Origin of the sequence: Rhizobium sp. S163, from assembly GCF_030380805.1 — a bacterium.
In the GTDB taxonomy this organism is placed as follows: Bacteria; Pseudomonadota; Alphaproteobacteria; order Rhizobiales; family Rhizobiaceae; genus Rhizobium.
Genome location: NZ_JAUDSA010000018.1, coordinates 404,937 through 423,416, shown reverse-complemented (window position 1 = coordinate 423,416; position 18,480 = coordinate 404,937). Strand labels below are relative to the sequence as shown.

The window sequence follows — 18,480 nt, the reverse complement described above, 5'->3', positions numbered from 1 at the left end:
CTATCCGCTTGTTTTGAGGCAGAAGCAGCACAGGTCGCGGCAATGCGGCCTATCGGCGAGGATGGGCCGCGCCGACTTCGGCAAGAGCCTTGCTATCAGAACGGGAGGTGATGACATGTGGTTTCGACCGCTTAGCGTCACGCTTATGGTAAGGAAAACCCGGACGAGCTGGTCACTCAGCGTCCGGGTCACATTCCAAAGAACATAAGCGCAGCAGGTGGAGTTACCGCTCCGCCTGCAACCTCTCCAATATAGCCCGACTGCGCTGGCGCATCAAGCGCGACGTGCGCACCCTTTTTATGAATAGTTTCAGACATAACTTGATTTGCACCCGGTAAAGCGAATAGTTTCCGCGACCCTCACGCCCTGCAAAGGAGCCTCCCATGAATGCCATCGTCGACCAACTGAAAAGCACCGCGGCTGCCACCAAGGCCACCGATATCCGTGCTGCCTTCGCGGCCGATCCGAAACGCTTTTCGCGCTTCACCGCCTCGCTCGACGACCTCCTGATGGATTTCTCGAAGACCGCCGTGAACGACGAAGTGCTGGCCCTTCTGGTCAAGCTCGCCGAAACCGGCGGTGTCGAGGCCAAGCGCGACGAGATGTTCTCGGGCAAGGCGATCAACTTCACCGAAAACCGCGCCGTGCTGCACACAGCGCTGCGCAACCGTTCGAACACCCCTGTAATCGTCGACGGCAAGGACGTGATGCCTGACGTCAACGGCGTGCTCGCTGCCATGGGCAAATTCGCCGACGGCATTCGCTCGGGCGCGCTGAAGGGCGCGACCGGCAAGAAGATCACCGACGTCATCAACATCGGCATCGGCGGCTCCGACCTCGGCCCCGTCATGGCGACGCTGGCGCTGGCACCTTTCCATGATGGCCCGCGCGCGCACTTCGTTTCCAACATCGACGGCGCGCATATCGCCGACATCCTGAAGCTGGTGCAGCCGGAAACGACGCTCTTCATCGTAGCGTCCAAGACCTTCACCACCATCGAGACGATGACGAACGCCCAGACGGCGCGCAAGTTCGTTGCGGATGCGCTCGGCGAAGCCGCCGTTCAACATCACTTCGCAGCCGTTTCGACCGCGCTCGACAAGGTTGCCGCCTTCGGCATCGAGAGCGAGCGCGTGTTCGGCTTCTGGGATTGGGTCGGCGGTCGCTACTCGATCTGGTCGGCCATCGGCCTGCCGCTGATGATCGCCGTTGGTCCTGAGAACTTCGGCAAGTTCCTGGATGGCGCGCACTCGATCGACAACCATTTCCGCACCGCGCCGATCGCCAAGAACCTGCCGATCCTGCTCGGCCTCATCGGCTTCTACAATCGCAACGTTCTCGGCTACGCCACCCGCGCGATCCTCCCCTACGACCAGCGCCTGTCGCGCTTCCCGGCCTATCTGCAGCAGCTCGACATGGAATCGAACGGCAAGGGCGTCACCATCGACGGCACGCCGGTCGAGGGCAATTCCGGTCCTGTCGTCTGGGGCGAGCCCGGCACCAACGGCCAGCACGCCTTCTACCAGCTGATCCACCAGGGCACGAGCGTGATCCCGGCCGAATTCATGATCGCCGCCAACGGCTTCGAGCCGGAGCTGCGCCACCAGCATCAGCTTTTGATGGCAAACTGCATCGCGCAGTCGGAAGCGTTGATGAAGGGCCGCACCTTCGAGGAAGCCAAGAAGCAGCTGACCGACAAGGGCATGGACGACAAGCAGGCCGATTTCATCGCGCCGCACCGCGTGTTCACCGGCAACCGCCCGTCGATCACCTTCGTCTATGACAAGCTGACGCCGTTCGCCTTCGGCCGCCTCGTTGCGCTCTATGAGCACCGCGTCTTTGTCGAAGGCGTTCTGTTCCGCATCAACTCGTTCGACCAGTGGGGCGTGGAGCTCGGCAAGGAACTGGCGACCGGCCTGCTGCCTGTCATCGAAGGCAAGGAAAGCGCTGCCGGCCACGATTCGTCGACGCAGGGCCTTGTTGCCGAGCTGGCGAAGCTCGCAAAGTAAAGAGCGCAACCTAACGCGCGCAACGTACTACACACGCTCCCCTGGTGGCCGCCGCGGGAGCGTTTTCTATTTGGCTGAGATGACTGCCCTCAGGACCACCCCCTGGTGGCGGTCAGGGCCTGGCGCCCTTGCCTGATGGTACGGTGCTCGCGGCCTGCTTGACTTGCGAGCCCGGCTGCGAGGCGACTGCTGGAGCGGACTTGTCTTTTTTCGGCTTGCGCGCTTCACGCGTGCCGCGGAGTTGACCCTTTGCCATTTCAAGCTCCCTGGTTTGGCCACATCAAAGGATGTGACGCCAACCAGCAGGCGCGCTTATGCGGCAAAATGCAAACCCATTCTCACCTGCAAGCGCCTACCGAGCGAACTTCTTGGCGCCAGCGACGCAGCCGACGATGGCGATGGTGACGACGAGCATGATCGGGCTCACCTGCTCATGCAGCAGCGTTGCCGCCAGGAGCAGACCGAAGAAGGGCTGCAGCAACTGCAACTGGCCGACACCGGCAATGCCGCCCTGCGCGAGGCCGCGATACCAGAAGAAGAAGCCGATCAGCATGCTGAACAGCGAGACATAGACGAGGCCTGCCCAGGCCGGCGTTTCGATCGCCGCAAAGGACGGCGGCAGATTGAAGAGCGCAAGGGCGAGCATGACGGGCAGCGAGATAACCAGCGCCCAGGAGATGACCTGCCAGCCGCCGAGCCTGCGCGACAGCTTGGCGCCCTCGGCATAGCCGAGCCCACAAGCGATGATGGCGGCGAGCATCAGGAGATCGCCGAACGGGGCTGCGGTCACGCCCTGCGACAGGGCAAAGCCTGCGACCAGCGCGCTCCCCACGCAGGAGAAGATCCAGAAGGCCGGCTGCGGCCGCTCGCCGCCCCTGATGACGCCGAAGATCGCGGTGGAGAGCGGCAGCAGGCCGATGAAGACGATGGAGTGGGCCGAGGTGATGTGGGTGAGCGCCAGCGCCGTCAGCAACGGGAAGCCGATGACGACGCCGACGGCGACGATAACAAGCGACAGAAGATCGCTCGCCGCCGGCCGCCTCTCGCGAAACAGCACGAGCAGCGCCAGCGCGATCAACCCGGCGATCGCCGCGCGGGCGACGGTCAGGAAGACGGGATCGAACCCCATCACCGCCATGCGCGTCGCGGGCAGCGAGCCGCTGAAGATCAAGACACCGATAAAACCATTCAACCAACCGGCCGCCGTGCGGTCCATGGCACACTCCTTCACGATCAATGCCATCTTATGATCCCTGGCGGCGTGGCCATGCCAGAGACGGTATGGTACGGTTTCGCCAAACTGTTATGCATCGGAGAGCAGTACGGATGGCCGATAACGTGATCATTGGTACGACCCGCGTGGCGATGGTGATGAACACCATCAGGCAGCGCATCGCAGTCCGCAGCCTGACGGCGGGGGCGAAGCTGCCTTCGGTGCGGGCGCTCGCGGGGTCGCTAAAGATTTCCACCTCGACGGTCGTCGAGGCCTATGAGCGGCTGGTTGCCGAGGGCGCGATCCTGTCGCGGCCGGGCTCCGGCTTTTACGTCGCCAACCAAGCGGCGCCCTTTGCGCTGTCGGAGGTCGGGCCACGGCTCGATCGGGAAATCGATCCCTTCTGGGTGTCGCGGCAGTCGCTGGAGGCGGGGGATATCGGGCTGAAGCCCGGCTGCGGCTGGCTGCCGCCGGCCTGGCTGCCGGAAGACGGCGTTCGCCGCGGCCTGCGGGCGCTGGCGCGGGCCGATGGGCCGGTGCTGCTCGCCTATGGATCGCCGCTCGGATTACCGCCGCTCAGGCAGCTGATCGCGCGGCGGATGGCCGACAAGGGGATCGGCGCCTCGCCCGACCAGATCATCCTCACGGAATCAGGCATTCAGGCGATCGACCTTCTCTGCCGCTTCCTGATCGAGCCCGGCGACACCGTGATGGTCGACGATCCCTGCTACTTCAATTTCCACGCCTTGCTTCGGGCGCACCGCGCCAAGATCGTCAGCGTGCCCTATACGCCTTCCGGCCCGGATATCGAGGTCTTCGCCCGCACGGTGGCCGAGCATCGACCGAAGCTCTACGTGACCAATTCGGCGCTGCATAACCCGACCGGCGCGATCCTCTCGCCGGTAACGGCGCATCGGGTGCTGAAGATCGCCGAACAGTTCGACCTGACGATCATCGAGGATGATATCTTCGCCGATTTCGAGCATACCACGGCGCCACGCCTTGCCGCTTTCGACGGGCTGGACCGCGTCATCCATATCGGCAGTTTCTCGAAGACGCTGTCGGCCTCGGCACGCTGCGGCTTCATCGCCGCCAAGCCGGAGTGGATCGGCGGGCTGACGGATCTGAAGATCGCCACCTCGTTCGGCGGCGGGCGGCATGCGGCGCAGTTGGTCTTGAGCGTGCTCAGCGACGGCAGCTATCGCAAGCATATCGAGACACTGCGTAGCCGGCTATCGAAGACGATGTTCGATGTCTCGGGCAAGCTCAAGACCCTCGGCATCGTGCCCTGGCTCGAGCCGCAGGCGGGGATGTTCCTCTGGTGCCGGTTGCCTGACGGTATCGACGCCGCCGATGTGGCGCGCGCGGCGCTGGAGCGGGATGTGGTGCTGGCGCCGGGCAACGCCTTCAGCCTGTCGCAGACGGCGACGGATTTTATGCGGTTCAATGTTTCGCAGACGGAAGACCCTAAGGTCTTCGAAGTACTTCGCGAGGCCATGTGGGCGGCGCGAGGTAAGGCTTAGTTCGGGCGGCGCGGTGATTATTGCGCTGGAGGTGTCGAGATGGGGCCGCGTCATCCGTCTAGAGAGAATGAGGAATTGGGAGGACTGATATGACAGACGACGAACTCGAGCGATTTGCAGCGCAGGGAGCGGAGGCCTTGCCTGACGGTGACGACGGCGTGGTCACGCATGATGGCGCCGATATCTGGTACAGCGCCTATGGCTCCGGGCCGGCTGTGATCCTGCTGCATGGCGGGCTCGGGAATAGCGGCAACTGGGGCTATCAGGTGCCGGCGCTGTTGCGATCAGGCCGGCGCGTGGTGGTGATCGACAGCCGTGGGCACGGCCGCAGCACGCGGGACGGCAAGCCATACACCTACGAGCTGATGGCATCCGACGTGCTTGCCGTGATGGATCATCTGGAGATCGAGAAGGCCGCGCTTGTGGGCTGGAGCGATGGGGCGTGCACGGCGCTCATTCTCGCCGATAAGCATCCGCAACGCGTGAACGGCGTGTTCTTCTTCGCCTGCAGCATGGACCCGTCGGGCGTAAAGCCTTTCGTGCCGACGCCTGTCATCGACCGCTGCTTCAATAGGCATCGGATGGATTACGAGGCGCTTTCGCCGACGCCCGATCAGTTCGACCGCTTTGTCGAGAATGTGAGCCTGATGATGTCGACCGAACCTAATTATTCGGCCGCCGATCTGAACCGCATCCGTGTGCCGGTGGCGGTGGTTCTTGGCGACAAGGACGAGTTCATCAAGCCGGAGCATGCGGCGCATCTGGTGCGTAGCATTCCCGGCGCGACCTTCGTTTCGCTCGAGGGCGTCAGCCACTTCGCGCCGCTACAGCGGCCCGATGACTTCAATCGGACCGTGTTAGGCTTCCTCGATCAGTTACCATGAGGCTCTAAAGGCCGATCTCGTTGGCCCATGGCGGGTTGGCGCCGGCGCGGGAGACGGTGACGGCGGCGGCCTTGGCGCCGAGCGAGAGCGCGTTCTGCAGCGCCTTTTCGTCGAGCGAGGCGACCTGCGCCTTGGTGAGCAGGCCATCCATCTTCAGCGAGGCGAGAACGCCGGCATCAAAGGTATCGCCGGCGCCGACGGTATCGACCACGGTGACGCGCTGGCTGGGAACGGTGACCTTGCGTTCGCTGGTGTAGCCCGTCGCGCCCTCGGCGCCCTTGGTGATGACGACGAGCTTGGCGCCGTGCTGCAGCCAATGGGCGGCGAGATCGTCATGGTTGCCGTCCATGCCGAACCACTCCAGGTCCTCGTCGGAGAACTTCAGGATATCGGACTTGGCGGCCATGCGCTTGATGCGCGCCATGTGCGCCTGCTTGTCCTTGATGAAGCCGGGGCGGATGTTCGGGTCGAGCGAGATGACGCGCTTGGCCGCCTCGCGGTCTAGCAGCGCCTCGTAGGTTTCGCCGCACGGGCTGGGGATCAGGCTGATGGCGCCGAAGTGCAGCGCCTCGCAATCGTCGCCGAGGACAGGCAGGTCGTCGGTGGTGATCATGCGGCCGGCGGTGCCTTCGTCATAAAAGGCGTAGGTCGCCTGGCCGTTGACCAGCTTGACGAAGGCGAGCGTCGAAGGGCGCTGCGCGATGGCGCAGAGGCTGAAGTCGACATTGCTCGCCTTCAGCGTATCGCAGAGGATTTCGCCCATCATGTCGTCGGCGAGACCGGTGAAGAAAGACGTCTGGATGCCCAGGCGCCCGAGCGCGATCGCCGTGTTGAAGATGGCACCGCCGGCATAGGGCGCGAAGCCCTTTTCGCCGAGCGTCGTCTCCCGCGGCAGCATGTCGATCAACGCTTCTCCACAGCACAAAATCATGTCCGTCTCCCAAGGGCATTACGATCTGTCGATGCCCAACTGGATTAGATAACTTCGTGGCAAAAGCAAAGCGCCGTGAGCAATTATTCACTCAAAGTGATGAAATACCGCCGTTGCGGCCGGACCATGCGAGCGGCGCATCGAGGAAGGATTCCACCTCGTTCAAGGTGTTCTGATCGAACAGCTGCTGCTCCTTGGCGACGGCCAGAACATCGCGCCAAGTGGCGATGTAATGCAGCTTAACCTTGCCATCGGCAAAGCGCAGCGCGCCCTCGTCGAAGATGCCGTAATAGAAGAGCGCGATGCCATGATCGACGATGCCGCCGGCGTCGCGCACCGCATCGATGAACTTGAACATGCTGCCGCCCGCCGTCGTCAGGTCCTCGATGACGAGTACGCGCGAACCCTCGGGCATGTTGCCTTCGATCTGGGCGTTGCGGCCGTGGCCCTTCGGCTGCTTGCGGACATAGATCATCGGCAGGCTGAGGCGATCGGCAAGGAGCGCCGCGAAGGGAATGCCCGCCGTTTCGCCGCCGGCGATGCAGTCGAACTTCTCGAAGCCCGCCTCGCGCAGCACGACGCTGGCGGCGAAATCCATCACTGTCGAGCGGATGCGCGGGAAGGAGAGAAGCTTGCGGCAGTCGATATAGACGGGGCTCGCCATGCCGGAGGCGAACTTGTAGGGCTGGGTGGCATTGAAGTGAACGGCCTTGATCTCCCAGAGCATCTTGGCCACCAGTTCGGCCATGACTTTGCGGTCTGTGAATGTTGCCTGGATCATCGTTCTCTCCTTGCCTCGATCTTGTGCTCAAACTTATGGGCCAATAGCAGCAAGTGGGGCAAGTTTCCAGAACGCGAGCGGCTCAAACGCAAGAATGGCATTTGCACGCGCTTACGTTGCCGTTGGTGCCGCTTCTCGCTCTGTTAATTTCGTTGTGTCAGGACGCGGTGATTCACCAAAAGCGTGAGGCGCGCCGGGTCGCAAAAACCCTTGATGGTATTTCTTTTGCGGACAACTTAAATTTCCACAACCCATTCATAATTTTAGACATTCGTCATACGTATTGTTCGGCAGGCACTTGCACTGTGTCTAATGCCCGGCGGCCCTAAAGACATTCAAATTTGAATGATTTCGTTAACAACGGGGTGAAACTTCCCGCGCCATTTTCCCAGCGCCCAAAGACACCATGAAGGAGTCCAGAATGCGCCTCACGAGGTTCACACCGCTTCAGCAGTTCAACCAATCGCTGACCCTCAAGATCTTCTCCATTTGCTTTGTCTCGACGCACGTGCCGCTGCTGGCGCTCGTCGTCTATCTCGTCACCGGCTTTCGGAGCGAGGCGATGCCTGTGCTTATCCTGGTGCTGGGAGCAACGCTGATCGGCACTGCCTTTTGCCTGGCCTGCGTCTGGGCGTTCATCCGGCCGCTGCACCAGATCGCCGGCGTGGTCGAGACCTACCGCTCCACCGGCGTCGTCAAGTCGGTGCGCAGCAAGCGCAAGGACGAGGTCGGGATCGTCACCAACGGGATCTCGATCCTGATCAAGGAACTCGACGCAACGCTGGCGCAATTGCGCCGCCAGGCGACAACGGACGTCCTGACCGGTCTCGGCAACCGCCGCTGGCTGAAGGATATCGGGGCGCTGGAGATTGCCCGCGCCGCGCGCGAGCGCACGCCGATCTCCGTCGTGGTCTTCGATCTCGATCACTTCAAGTCGATCAACGACCAGTTCGGTCACGATGTCGGCGACCAGGTGCTCGTCATGGCCGGCGCCACGATCCAACACAATCTGCGGCCCTATGACATTGCAGCGCGCATCGGCGGCGAGGAGTTCTGCCTGGTCCTGCCGCGCACGGATATCGATGCCGCGGTCAACATCGCCAACAGGCTGCGCATGCAGTTCGAAAGCAAGTCCGTCGGCCCGCTGCCGGCCAAGCGCGTGACGGCAAGCTTCGGCGTCTATCGCGGCGATCCCGCCAGCGAAACGCTGAAATCCATGCTGACGGCGGCGGACCGGGAGCTCTATGCCGCCAAGAACGGAGGCCGCAACATGGTTCGTTCGGCGGTCTCCTTGTCGATCAGGGACGCAAAGATCCGTGCCTGATCACTCCGCTACCAATTCGCCGATATCGGCGGGCAGCATCTTCTTGTAGAGCGCGATTGCTGCCCGCCCCTCTTCCTCGTTCAACGCGGCGGCATATCTGACCGCCGCTGCCAGCAGCTGCATGACGAGCCTGGCGAGCGCGAGCAAGGCCGCCTTCGGGCGATCCGGATAGACCTGCTCCAGCACCGCGAGCAGCGCCTGGGCGTGAAACTCCATATCGTCGGCATCGATTTCCTGCAGCAGCCGATCCGCCTGCGTGGCGAACCATATGTCACGCATGACGGGCTCGCTGCGGAAGAAGGCGTGGTACTCGTCGGCGATCCGGCACAGCGCCAAACGCAGCGTTGCGGCATCCGTCGCTTCCGCAAGCGCCGCGATCACGCAGGCGCGGCCCTCCTCGTTGAAGCGCTCGGCCAGCGTTGCGAAGATCGAGCTTCGATCCGGGAAATACTGGTAGAGAGCGCCGAAGGAGAGATCGGACTTTTCGACGATTTCGCTCATCTTCAGCGCATCGCTTCCCTTCGCCTGGATCAGTTGCGTGGCTACGGCCAATATCTTCTCGAAGCGCTCGCGGCCTCTCTGCTGACGGGGGATACGCCGGGGCTGCCTTGTGGCGCCCGCCTTTATTCGCGATCCCGCCGCCGTTTCGTCCGCCATCTAACACTCCGTTCCGGTTGACAGCAGAAATAAGAGAGTTTATCTCATTTTGCAAATGAGAGAATTTCTCTGTTATTGACTTTTGGCTTGGCAGCCAAAATGGGAGGTCATCGGCATGGCAATCATTCTCGTATTGGCGCTTGTCGCCGCCGCGATCGGCAGCGGGCTCGTCGCCGGCACATTCTTCGCGTTCTCGACCTTCGTGATGCCGGCGTTTTCGCGCATCTCGACGGAACAAGGGATCGCGGCGATGAACTCGATCAACGTCACCATCCTGCGCTCCCCCTTCATGATGCTGTTCGTGCCGACGGCCATTCTCTGCCTGTTGATCGGCGTGCTCGCGGTGATGAGCTGGCGGGAGGGGGCGAGCCTCTGGATGCTCGCCGGCGCCGTCATCTACATCCTCGCCTCCTTTGCCTCGACGATCATCTTCAACGTGCCGATGAACGATGCGCTGGGGCAGGTTTCAGGCAACGGCCCCGAGGCATCGGCGCTGTGGCAGGGCTACCTTCGCGACTGGACGTGGTGGAACCATGTGAGGACCGTGGCGTCGCTTCTGGCATCGGCCGCGTTCGTCCGGGCACTGATGCTGATCTGATGGCGAAATCGGCGCCTGTATCGCTAATGCGCCAATGGTTTCAGATGTTTGCGCTTGCTTAGCGGCGCGGCGGCGATATCGTGCAGGACATGGAACATATCGAAGTCTTCCGCCGTCTCGGCGTGGCCCTTGCCATCGGTCTGCTCGTCGGCGTCGAGCGGGGCTGGACCGAGCGCGACGTGCGCGTCGGCGGACGCACCGCCGGGCTTCGGACGTTCGGCCTCACCGGCTTTCTCGGCGGCATTGTCGGCACGTTGCAGCCGCTAACCGGCCCGTTCTTCCCGGCCACGATCGCGGTGCTTCTCGGCGTCGTCTATATCGCCGGGAAGTGGCAGGAGGCGATCGAGGACAAGGATTACGGCATCACCTCGATCATCGCTGCCCTTTGCGTCTTCGCGCTCGGCATGCTCGCCACACTTGGCGATCTCATCACGGCGGGAGCCGGCGCGGTTGTGGTGACCGTCGTGCTCGCGGCCCGCACCAGTCTTCACGGCTTCCTGCAGGGGCTGACCTGGGTGGAACTGCGATCAGCGCTGATGCTGCTCGCCATGACCGTGATCGCGCTGCCGCTGCTGCCCGACAAGCCGCTCGATCCCTGGGGCGCGCTCAATCCCTACGCGCTCTGGCTCTTGACCATCACCATCGCGGCGCTCTCCTTTGCCGGCTATGTGGCGATACGACTGATGGGATCGAGCCGCGGGATCCTGCTTGCAGGTGCGGCCGGCGGGCTTGTCTCTTCCACCGCGCTGACGCTGTCCTTCGCGCGCTATTCGATGGAAGCGCCGCAAGGGGCGCGGCATCTGGCGGCGGGTGCGGCGATTGCCGGCGCGCTTTCCTTCGCGCGCGTTCTCGTCATCGCGAGCGCCCTGTCGCTCAGCATGCTGGCGCCGCTCTCATCGGCGCTCGTCCCCGCCATCATCGGCTTCCTGGCGACCAGCCTGTTTCTGGCCTGGCGCTCGGGGTCGAGCACGCAGGCGCCGGAGATCGGGCTCACCAATCCGTTCGAACTCAAGACGGTGATTTCCTTTGCGCTGCTGCTCGGCCTGATTAGCCTCGTCTCGAAGATGGCGACCGAGTATGTCGGCGCCTCGGCGCTTTATGCCGTCGCCGCCATTTCGGGCCTTGTCGATGTGGATGCGATCACGCTCTCGACCGTGCGCCTTGTCGGCTCGGCGATCACCGCCACTACGGCGGCGGACGTCACGTTGATCGCCGTTTTCGTCAACATGGTCACCAAGGTCGCGCTCGCCTTTACGGCGGGCCGCCGCGAATATGCCGTGACGCTGGGCCTCGCCTCAGCGGTCGCCATCCTCTTCGGCGCGATCGGCTATCTCTCGACGCGCGGCCTCTGGGCAGTCTGAGGCGGCACACTTACCCAGCACACCGCCGCAGACCCTGCCGGCTTTTATCCGTCGTTGCGCTCGCAGAACGTAACGCGATTGTTGAAGGGATCGATGACCTCCATCTCCAATCCCCACGGCGCTTCCTGAAGCCCCGGCTTCATGTAACGATAATCCTTGGCTGTGAGCTCCGCCTGATAGGCGCGAACGCCTTTCACTGGGACGAAGGCCCTGGCGCCGGGGCTGGCGTCTCCCGAGTGCTCGCTAAGGTGTAGGATCATGCCGCTTCGCGAGACTTGGCAATAGAGCGGGAAATGCTCGCCAAAGCGGTGCTCCCAATCGAGCGCGAATCCCAGAAAGCCGCAATAGAACTCCTTGGCCTTGTCGACGTCGAAGATACGGAAGATCGGGATTGGCGGCTCTATAGCGACCGCGCGCGGCGACGCCGTTGTCTGCTCAAGTTTCGCAGACAGGATGTTCCATTGTTCAAAGCCGAACTGGCGGGCGACGATCTCCAGCGTCTCGCTGTGAGAGAGATCGACATCGCGGTCGGCAAGTGCCTGGCGCAATGCCTTGGCCATCAGTTTCGCATCGCGAAAATCACGCATGGTGCATTCCCTTCGTTGGCGGCGAACAGGACGATCAGTGCCCGCGTCTGCTGACCCGTTCGCCATCAATCGCCAAACGGCAAGGGATGTGAAGGATATGCGTGGATGCATTCACCATCGTGCTTTCGCACCGCGGGGCGGCTGGCTGCATCCGGCCAACCCGACCATACGAGGGGAACCGCCGACGATCAAGAGGCGGTGCGGGCCGTGTCCGTGGGGACTGCCTGCAGGTGGCTGGCAAGCTCGACGCGGTTGCGGCCGGCGCGCTTGGCGGCGTAGAGCGCCTTGTCGGCGGCGGTCAGCATGGCGTCGAATGGCAGCGGCTTGGTGCGGCCGGAGGCGACGCCGACGCTGACGGTGCATTTGCAGACCTGGCCGTCGATATCGAGCTCGCGCCCCTCGAAGGCCTTGCGGATGCGCTCGGCGACGACCTCGGCGCGGCCTGGCATGACCTCGTGCAAGACCATCGCGAACTCTTCACCGCCGAGGCGGGCAACCGTGTCGCTCAGCCTGCAGCTCGCGGTCAATTCGGCTGCGAAGACCTTCAGCACGCGGTCACCGACGTCGTGACCGAAGTTGTCGTTGATCGATTTGAAGTGGTCGATGTCAAAAACCAGCACGGCCGTGGTCGGGCCCATGACGCCGGCGCCGTGGCGATCGAACAGAGCGCGGCGGTTGAGCAGGCCGGTCAGTGGATCGGTAGCAGCATCGATGCGGTGGAGGGCGGCCATGCGCCATTGGTGCAGGGCAAGCGACAGCGCGCCGATACCGGTCATGCTGGCGATGCAGACGGCGAGGCTCAAATCCTCCGACCAGTTGTTGGGTGCAGCACCCAGCACAAGCTTGCCCTGATAGATCAGCACGGCGGCGCAGAGGACGAAGGAAAAGCCTGTCAGGCAGTAGAGACTGGTGATGCCCGTGAGTGGAACGATCGCCTCGGCACGCGCCCGCCAGTATTGATAGGCGGTGGCGAAGAGGAAGGATGCGATGGCGATATTGTCGATGATGAAGGACAGGCCGTCATAGCCGAGCAACATCGGCAATGAGGTCGCCACCACCGCCACGGCGCCGAAGGCAGCAACGCGCGCGTGTGGCAATGTTCCTGTCCGGAACTGGCATCCCGCGCCCCAGACGGTCGCGAAGCCGGGAAAGAGCAGCGCGAAGCAGACAACAGCGACGATCGCGTTCGGCTTATCGACATAGATGCCATAGGCAAAGATGCCGCTGACGATCAGGATCAGGCCGACGCCGCAGGCCAGCAGAAATGTTTCGGTCCGCCGGGCAATCCAGCTCGCCAGCAAAGTAATGGCGAGACAAGTCGCCGAGACCGCCAACGCGGTCAGCAATGAATTATAGTCAAGCGTCATGCTTTGAGCTCCGCGGCTTCTGCCACGCTTTCGTTTTAAGAAAATGGAATTCGGCCGACAGCGAATGTGTTATCAATTTCGTTAAAAAAACATGTATTTAAAGCTTAGATGTTAGCGCAATAACATATCCCCGCGGATACGCATTCTCCTTCCAGTAAAAAATGATGGGTTTACGAGCGCCGTTAGCGCTCGACATCCCAATGAAGCGGGAACATGGGGTCGAATACCGTGACGGGACCCGCGCCGGTCTCGATCTTGGCCGGGAACGACACGGGCTCGGCGCGCTTCACCAGCGTTATTACTTCTTCGTTTATCGGAAGGCCATACCAGGCCGGGCCGTTCAGCGAGGCGAAGGCTTCCAGTTTGTCGAGGGCATTGTCCTGTTCGAAGACGTGAGCGAGGCAGCTCATCGTGTTGATCGACGTATAGATGCCGGCGCAACCGCAGCCGCATTCCTTGAGCGGATCGACATGCGGCGCGGAATCGGTGCCGAGGAAGAAACGGGCGTCGCCGCTGGTGGCGGCCTGGCGCAGCGCGACACGATGGTGTTCGCGCTTGGCGACCGGCAGGCAGTAATAATGCGGGCGAATGCCGCCGACGAGGATGGCGTTGCGGTTGATGATCAGGTGGTGGGTGGTGATCGAGCCTGCGAGGTTGCGCTCGGCCGACTTGATGTAGTCGATGCCGTCCTTCGTCGTCACATGCTCCATCGTCACCTTCAGTTCCGGCAGGCGCTTGCGCAATGGGTCGAGCACGGTTTCGATGAAGACGGCTTCGCGATCGAAGATATCGACGTCCGATGTCGTGACTTCACCATGGACGCAAAGCGGAAGGCCGATCTTGGCCATACGTTCCAGCACCGGCATGGCCTTGTCGATATCGCGTACGCCGCCATGCGAATTGGTGGTGGCGCCGGCGGGGTAGAGCTTGACGGCGGTGATCAGGCCGCTGGCCTTGCCCTTCTCGACATCGTCGGGATCGGTGTGCTCGGTCAGATAGAGCGTCATCAGCGGTTCGAACCGGTCGCCTTTCGGCAAGGCGGCCATGATGCGGCCGCGATAGGCCTCGGCATCCGCTGTCGTGACGACCGGCGGCACCAGGTTCGGCATGATGATGGCGCGGGCGAAGTCGCGGCTTGAATCGGCAATCACGCCTTCCAGCATGGCGCCGTCACGCAGGTGAAGATGCCAATCATCGGGGCGGCGGATGGTGATCGATTGCATGACTGTAACTCCGGCAAGGCTGCGCTTTAGGGCTCAGCCTTGGGAATTACATCCAAGCATGGGAGATGGCAAATGGTTTGCCCATCGCTACCGGGCAATTGCGATCAGGCGATCTCGAGGGTGACGTCGGCGCGGCGGCGGTTGCCGAGAATGAGGCGACCGTTCGGAAGGTCGTTCTCATAAACCTTGCGCGCAGACTCCTCCTCGCTCAGCTTGTAGCCGCGCCAGCGCGCCCACAGCCGCTCCTCCAGCACCTCGATCGGCGGGGCGAGCATGATCGAGTAATCGAACACGCCTTCGAGCTCCGCCCACTTGCCGAGGCTGAAAAGCAGGTAGTTGCCCTCGACGATGATGAAGCGATGCTCCGGGCCGATCGGACGCGCCGAGGCGATGGCGAGTTCACGCGAGCGATCGAACACCGGCACCAGCACTTCCTGATCGCCCAGGCGAACGGCGCGGATGATATCGAGGAAGCCGCGCACGTCGAAGGTCTCGGGGATGCCCTTGCGGGCAAGCTGGCCGCGCTCGATCAGGATGGCATTGTCCATGTGGAAGCCGTCCATTGGCAATACTGCGGCCGTTTCGCCGCCGGCGCGCAAGGCGTCGGCGATGTGGTCTGCCATGGTGGATTTGCCGGCGCCGGGCGGGCCGGCGATGGCGATCAGAAAGCGCTTCGCGTCGCCGGCGCGGGCAAGAACCTCGCCGGCGATATCCTCGATCGTCATCGTCATGCGGCAACAGGCTCCGTAGGAACAGACTTGGCGCCGGTCATGAACGCGACAGCATCCGACATTGTGTATTCCTTCGGATTGATGACCGTCAAGCGACGCCCGAGGCGGTGGATATGGATGCGATCCGCCACCTCGAAGACATGCGGCATGTTGTGCGAAATGAGCACGATCGGGATGCCGCGAGAGCGGACGTCGAGGATCAGCTCCAGCACGCGCCGGCTTTCCTTGACGCCCAGGGCCGCCGTCGGCTCATCGAGGATGATGACCTTGGAGCCGAAGGCCGCTGCACGGGCAACCGCCACGCCCTGACGCTGGCCGCCGGAGAGAGTTTCGACTGCCTGGTTGATGTTCTGGATGGTCATCAGGCCAAGCTCGGTGAGCTTCTGCCGCGCCATCTTCTCCATCGCAGAATGATCGAGCTTGCGCATGAACTTGCCCATGAAGCCCGGTTTGCGGATTTCGCGGCCGAGGAACATGTTATCGGCGATGGAGAGCGCCGGCGACAGGGCAAGGTTCTGATAGACGGTCTCGATGCCGGCCTTTCTGGCTTCCATCGGCGACTGGAACTGGATCGGCCGGCCCTCGAGGCGGATCTCGCCTTCATCGGGGCGGATGGCGCCGGAGATCGCCTTGATGAGCGAGGACTTGCCGGCGCCGTTATCGCCGATCACGGCCAGGATTTCGCCCGGATAGAGATCGAAATCGGCATGGTCGAGGGCGGTGACGCGGCCGTAGCGCTTGACGAGACCACGTGCCATGAGAAGGGGTTCGGTAGCCATCAGCCTGCTGCCTTTCTGATCCACTGGTCGATTGCGACGGCGACGATGATGAGGACGCCGATCAAGAGGTAGGTCCATTGCACGTCCGTGCCGAGCAGGCGCAGACCGAGCGAGAAGACGCCGACGATGAGCGCGCCGAACATCATGCCGAGAACCGAGCCGCGGCCGCCGAAGAGCGAGATGCCGCCTATCACCACCGCGGTGATGCTTTCGATGTTGGCGAACTGGCCGGCGGTGGGCGATACCGAGCCGATGCGGCCGATGAGGGCCCAGCCGGCGAGCGCGCAGATGATGCCTGAGAGCACATAGACCGAGATCAGCATGCGCTTGACGTTGACACCCGACAGTTCGGCCGCCTCAGGATCGTCACCCACTGCATAGAGATGGCGGCCCCAGGGCGTGTGGTTGAGCACGTACCAGAGGAAGGCAACGAGCAGCACCATGGCGATGACGCCATAGGTGAAGACCGCGCCGCCGATGCGGAACGTATCGCCGAAGAGCTGAAGGAGCGGCGCCGTGGTTTCGATTTCCTGGGCGCGGATCGTCTCGTTGGCGGAATAGAGGAAGTTCGTCGCCAGAACGATCTGCCACATGCCGAGCGTGACGATGAAGGGCGGCAGCTTCATGCGGGCGACGAGCCAGCCATTGATGAAGCCGCAAATCGCGCCGACGGCAAAGCCACAGAGGATGGCGAGCTCGACCGGAAGGCCGTAGCGGAAGACGAACTGGCCCATAACGACCGAGGACAGCACCATGATGGCGCCGACCGAGAGATCGATGCCCGCCGTCATGATGACCAGCGTCTGCGCGGCGCCGACGATGCCCGTGATCGCCACCTGCTGAAGGATGAGCGTCAGCGAGAAGGCGGAGAAGAACTTGGTGCCCAACAGGACGCCGAAAATGACCAGCGACAGCACGAGCACGATCAGCGATACCGCCGATGGGCTCGAATGCAGGAAATGCCGGAACCTTTGAAGGAAACTCTTGTCGTCCGTGTCGAAGGAAGCGACATCGGTCGAACTTTCCTTGAGCACTTTTTCGTAATCGTGATGCGGCGATGCCGCGGTTGGCTCACTCATGGATGTTCCTCCCGGAATCCTGTCCGCCGTGCGTGCGCGGGACGATTGCATGTGAGTGGTGGTCTTTCCCCAGGCCTGCCCTTGGGCCGCCTGGGGTCACAGTCGATGCATCGGGAAAGTCCCCCTCTGGCCTGCCGGCCATCTCCCCCACAAGGGGGGAGAAGACTTGCGGCACCCACCTGCCCCAATCGAGGCTCGGTGGATCCGGCCGGGTTAGCCCTCCCCCTTGTGGGGAGGGTTGGGAGGGGTCTTAAAGCCGATCGCTTAGCCCCAGCACTTGCCAAGGCCTTCCTTGGTGTCGATCGACTTGACGCCGGAGACCGGCTTGTCGGTAACGAGCGTGACGCCGGTGTCGAAGAAGTTCTTGCCTTCGGTCGGCTTCGGCTTTTCGCCGCTGTCGGCGAACTTCTTGATCGCCTCGATGCCAAGTGCTGCCATCTGCAGCGGATACTGCTGCGAGGTGGCACCGATGACGCCATCAGCGACGTTCTTGACACCAGGGCAACCGCCGTCGACGGAGACGATCAGCACGTCCTTCTCGCGGCCGACAGCCTTCAGCGCTTCATAGGCGCCGGCTGCAGCCGGTTCGTTGATGGTGTGGACCACGTTGATGGTCGGATCCTTCTGGAGAAGGTTTTCCATCGCGGTACGGCCACCTTCTTCGTTGCCGTTGGTGATGTCGTGGCCGACGATGCGCTTGTCATCCTCGTCGCCGATCTTGTTCGGGTCCTTCGGGTCGATGCCGAAGCCCATCATGAAGCCCTGGTCGCGGAGCACGTCGACCGACGGCTGCGACGGCGTCAGGTCGAGGAAGGCAACCTTGGCGTCCGCAGCCTTGTCGCCCAGCGTTTCCTTGGCCCACTGGCCGATCAGTTTGCCGGCGAGCAGGTTGTCGGTGGCAAAGGTCATGTCGGCGCTGTCGATCGGCTCCAGCGGGGTGTCGAGCGCGATGACGAGCAGGCCGGCGTCGCGGGCCTTCTTGACGTTCGGCACGATGCCCTTGGTGTCGGAGGCGGCAATCAGGATACCCTTGGCGCCATCGGCGATGCAAGTTTCGATCGCGGCCACCTGGCTTTCAGAGTCACCATCGATCTTACCGGCATAGGACTTCAGGTTGACGCCCAGTTCCTTGGCCTTTGCGGTCGCGCCTTCCTTCATCTTGACGAAGAAGGGGTTGGTGTCGGTCTTGGTGATCAGGCAGGCGGAGACGTCCGCGGCCTTTGCAGGCGCCGAGAAGGCGACGCCGAGGGCCAGCGCGGCGAGCGCTGCGGAAAGCACTGATTTCTTCATTTACTCCTCCCAGAGTGTAGCCGGACCGCCCCATGGCTGGCCGGAATTTTAAAGCACGAACACCGCCTTCGAATACCGCCGATGGCTTCCTCCAAGCCGTTTCGTGCTGTTTACGGTGCTAATTAAGGGCGAAAGAATTTGGC

General features: G+C 62.7%; 18 protein-coding genes. 6 read left to right on the top strand and 12 right to left on the bottom strand.

Features of this window, described 5'->3' with window-relative positions:
- The first annotated feature begins 383 nt into the window (after positions 1-383).
- Positions 384-2,009, top strand: coding sequence for a glucose-6-phosphate isomerase (gene pgi, locus QTL96_RS17650; RefSeq protein ID WP_289728595.1), 1,626 nt, complete (start codon positions 384-386; stop codon positions 2,007-2,009).
- A 112-nt stretch (positions 2,010-2,121) separates the two neighbouring features.
- On the opposite strand, the gene QTL96_RS17645 is transcribed toward pgi, so the two are convergent.
- Together QTL96_RS17645 and QTL96_RS17640 are read right to left on the bottom strand one after the other, a co-directional pair.
- Positions 2,122-2,265 (bottom strand): hypothetical protein, encoded by a 144-nt coding sequence (locus tag QTL96_RS17645; RefSeq protein WP_181459210.1) that lies wholly within the window; start codon positions 2,263-2,265, stop codon positions 2,122-2,124.
- A gap of 96 nt (positions 2,266-2,361) precedes the next feature.
- Complete coding sequence (locus QTL96_RS17640) at positions 2,362-3,225, bottom strand: DMT family transporter (RefSeq protein WP_289728594.1); 864 nt, start codon at positions 3,223-3,225, stop codon at positions 2,362-2,364.
- A gap of 89 nt (positions 3,226-3,314) precedes the next feature.
- Here QTL96_RS17640 and QTL96_RS17635 point away from each other — a divergent pair, with 89 nt between their 5' ends.
- Positions 3,315-4,745, top strand: a complete 1,431-nt coding sequence (locus tag QTL96_RS17635) for a PLP-dependent aminotransferase family protein (RefSeq protein WP_289728593.1) — start codon at positions 3,315-3,317, stop codon at positions 4,743-4,745.
- Between the two features lie 89 nt (positions 4,746-4,834).
- Positions 4,835-5,629, top strand: a complete 795-nt coding sequence (locus QTL96_RS17630; RefSeq protein ID WP_289728592.1) for an alpha/beta hydrolase — start codon at positions 4,835-4,837, stop codon at positions 5,627-5,629.
- 4 nt (positions 5,630-5,633) lie between these two features.
- On the opposite strand, the gene QTL96_RS17625 is transcribed toward QTL96_RS17630, so the two are convergent.
- Together QTL96_RS17625 and QTL96_RS17620 are read right to left on the bottom strand one after the other, a co-directional pair.
- Complete coding sequence (locus QTL96_RS17625) at positions 5,634-6,560, bottom strand: carbohydrate kinase (protein ID WP_289728591.1); 927 nt, start codon at positions 6,558-6,560, stop codon at positions 5,634-5,636.
- Positions 6,561-6,651: 91 nt separating this feature from the next.
- Positions 6,652-7,341, bottom strand: coding sequence for an orotate phosphoribosyltransferase (locus QTL96_RS17620; RefSeq protein WP_047507167.1), 690 nt, complete (start codon positions 7,339-7,341; stop codon positions 6,652-6,654).
- Positions 7,342-7,762: 421 nt separating this feature from the next.
- On the opposite strand from QTL96_RS17620, the gene QTL96_RS17615 reads away from it, so the two are divergent.
- Positions 7,763-8,665: a GGDEF domain-containing protein gene (locus tag QTL96_RS17615; protein ID WP_289728590.1), complete on the top strand. Its 903-nt coding sequence runs from the start codon at positions 7,763-7,765 to the stop codon at positions 8,663-8,665.
- Here the strand turns inward: QTL96_RS17615 and QTL96_RS17610 are convergent, their stop codons facing one another.
- Positions 8,666-9,322, bottom strand: a complete 657-nt coding sequence (locus tag QTL96_RS17610) for a TetR family transcriptional regulator (RefSeq protein WP_289728589.1) — start codon at positions 9,320-9,322, stop codon at positions 8,666-8,668.
- 115 nt (positions 9,323-9,437) lie between these two features.
- Between QTL96_RS17610 and QTL96_RS17605 the strand changes: the two genes are divergently transcribed.
- Both QTL96_RS17605 and QTL96_RS17600 read left to right on the top strand, forming a co-directional pair.
- Positions 9,438-9,920 (top strand): anthrone oxygenase family protein, encoded by a 483-nt coding sequence (locus QTL96_RS17605; RefSeq protein ID WP_289728588.1) that lies wholly within the window; start codon positions 9,438-9,440, stop codon positions 9,918-9,920.
- Between the two features lie 89 nt (positions 9,921-10,009).
- Complete coding sequence (locus tag QTL96_RS17600) at positions 10,010-11,281, top strand: MgtC/SapB family protein (RefSeq protein ID WP_289729140.1); 1,272 nt, start codon at positions 10,010-10,012, stop codon at positions 11,279-11,281.
- Between the two features lie 44 nt (positions 11,282-11,325).
- On the opposite strand, the gene QTL96_RS17595 is transcribed toward QTL96_RS17600, so the two are convergent.
- The 7 genes from QTL96_RS17595 to QTL96_RS17565 all read right to left on the bottom strand — a co-directional run bounded on the left by QTL96_RS17595 (position 11,326) and on the right by QTL96_RS17565 (position 18,337).
- Positions 11,326-11,868 carry a glyoxalase superfamily protein gene (locus QTL96_RS17595; protein WP_289728587.1) on the bottom strand — a complete coding sequence of 181 codons (543 nt, stop codon included), beginning with the start codon at positions 11,866-11,868 and terminating at the stop codon, positions 11,326-11,328.
- A 188-nt stretch (positions 11,869-12,056) separates the two neighbouring features.
- Entirely contained in the window at positions 12,057-13,235 is a 1,179-nt protein-coding gene (locus tag QTL96_RS17590) for a GGDEF domain-containing protein (protein WP_289728586.1), read from the bottom strand.
- Positions 13,236-13,417: 182 nt separating this feature from the next.
- Positions 13,418-14,458 carry a dihydroorotase gene (gene pyrC, locus QTL96_RS17585; RefSeq protein ID WP_113196567.1) on the bottom strand — a complete coding sequence of 347 codons (1,041 nt, stop codon included), beginning with the start codon at positions 14,456-14,458 and terminating at the stop codon, positions 13,418-13,420.
- Positions 14,459-14,562: 104 nt separating this feature from the next.
- Entirely contained in the window at positions 14,563-15,189 is a 627-nt protein-coding gene (locus QTL96_RS17580; protein WP_289728585.1) for a nucleoside triphosphate hydrolase, read from the bottom strand.
- On the bottom strand, positions 15,186-15,968 hold the full coding sequence (locus tag QTL96_RS17575) for an ATP-binding cassette domain-containing protein (RefSeq protein ID WP_289728584.1): 783 nt from the start codon (positions 15,966-15,968) through the stop codon (positions 15,186-15,188). Before QTL96_RS17575 ends, QTL96_RS17580 begins: the two co-directional genes overlap by 4 nt.
- Positions 15,968-17,047 (bottom strand): ABC transporter permease, encoded by a 1,080-nt coding sequence (locus tag QTL96_RS17570; protein ID WP_289728583.1) that lies wholly within the window; start codon positions 17,045-17,047, stop codon positions 15,968-15,970. The genes QTL96_RS17575 and QTL96_RS17570 overlap by 1 nt, the downstream gene beginning before the upstream one ends.
- A gap of 264 nt (positions 17,048-17,311) precedes the next feature.
- Positions 17,312-18,337 (bottom strand): sugar ABC transporter substrate-binding protein, encoded by a 1,026-nt coding sequence (locus tag QTL96_RS17565; protein WP_018898260.1) that lies wholly within the window; start codon positions 18,335-18,337, stop codon positions 17,312-17,314.
- Positions 18,338-18,480 lie beyond the last annotated feature (143 nt).

Coding starts and splice junctions, on each gene's coding strand:
- QTL96_RS17580 (WP_289728585.1), bottom strand. CDS start 15,189: ATGACGATGACGATCGAGGATATCGCCGGCGAGGTTCTTGCCCGCGCC.
- QTL96_RS17645 (WP_181459210.1), bottom strand. CDS start 2,265: ATGGCAAAGGGTCAACTCCGCGGCACGCGTGAAGCGCGCAAGCCGAAA.
- QTL96_RS17590 (WP_289728586.1), bottom strand. CDS start 13,235: ATGACGCTTGACTATAATTCATTGCTGACCGCGTTGGCGGTCTCGGCG.
- QTL96_RS17575 (WP_289728584.1), bottom strand. CDS start 15,968: ATGGCTACCGAACCCCTTCTCATGGCACGTGGTCTCGTCAAGCGCTAC.
- QTL96_RS17565 (WP_018898260.1), bottom strand. CDS start 18,337: ATGAAGAAATCAGTGCTTTCCGCAGCGCTCGCCGCGCTGGCCCTCGGC.
- QTL96_RS17635 (WP_289728593.1), top strand. CDS start 3,315: ATGCATCGGAGAGCAGTACGGATGGCCGATAACGTGATCATTGGTACG.
- QTL96_RS17630 (WP_289728592.1), top strand. CDS start 4,835: ATGACAGACGACGAACTCGAGCGATTTGCAGCGCAGGGAGCGGAGGCC.
- QTL96_RS17600 (WP_289729140.1), top strand. CDS start 10,010: ATGGAACATATCGAAGTCTTCCGCCGTCTCGGCGTGGCCCTTGCCATC.
- pyrC (WP_113196567.1), bottom strand. CDS start 14,458: ATGCAATCGATCACCATCCGCCGCCCCGATGATTGGCATCTTCACCTG.
- QTL96_RS17620 (WP_047507167.1), bottom strand. CDS start 7,341: ATGATCCAGGCAACATTCACAGACCGCAAAGTCATGGCCGAACTGGTG.
- QTL96_RS17605 (WP_289728588.1), top strand. CDS start 9,438: ATGGCAATCATTCTCGTATTGGCGCTTGTCGCCGCCGCGATCGGCAGC.
- QTL96_RS17610 (WP_289728589.1), bottom strand. CDS start 9,322: ATGGCGGACGAAACGGCGGCGGGATCGCGAATAAAGGCGGGCGCCACA.
- QTL96_RS17615 (WP_289728590.1), top strand. CDS start 7,763: ATGCGCCTCACGAGGTTCACACCGCTTCAGCAGTTCAACCAATCGCTG.
- QTL96_RS17595 (WP_289728587.1), bottom strand. CDS start 11,868: ATGCGTGATTTTCGCGATGCGAAACTGATGGCCAAGGCATTGCGCCAG.
- QTL96_RS17625 (WP_289728591.1), bottom strand. CDS start 6,560: ATGATTTTGTGCTGTGGAGAAGCGTTGATCGACATGCTGCCGCGGGAG.
- pgi (WP_289728595.1), top strand. CDS start 384: ATGAATGCCATCGTCGACCAACTGAAAAGCACCGCGGCTGCCACCAAG.
- QTL96_RS17570 (WP_289728583.1), bottom strand. CDS start 17,047: ATGAGTGAGCCAACCGCGGCATCGCCGCATCACGATTACGAAAAAGTG.
- QTL96_RS17640 (WP_289728594.1), bottom strand. CDS start 3,225: ATGGACCGCACGGCGGCCGGTTGGTTGAATGGTTTTATCGGTGTCTTG.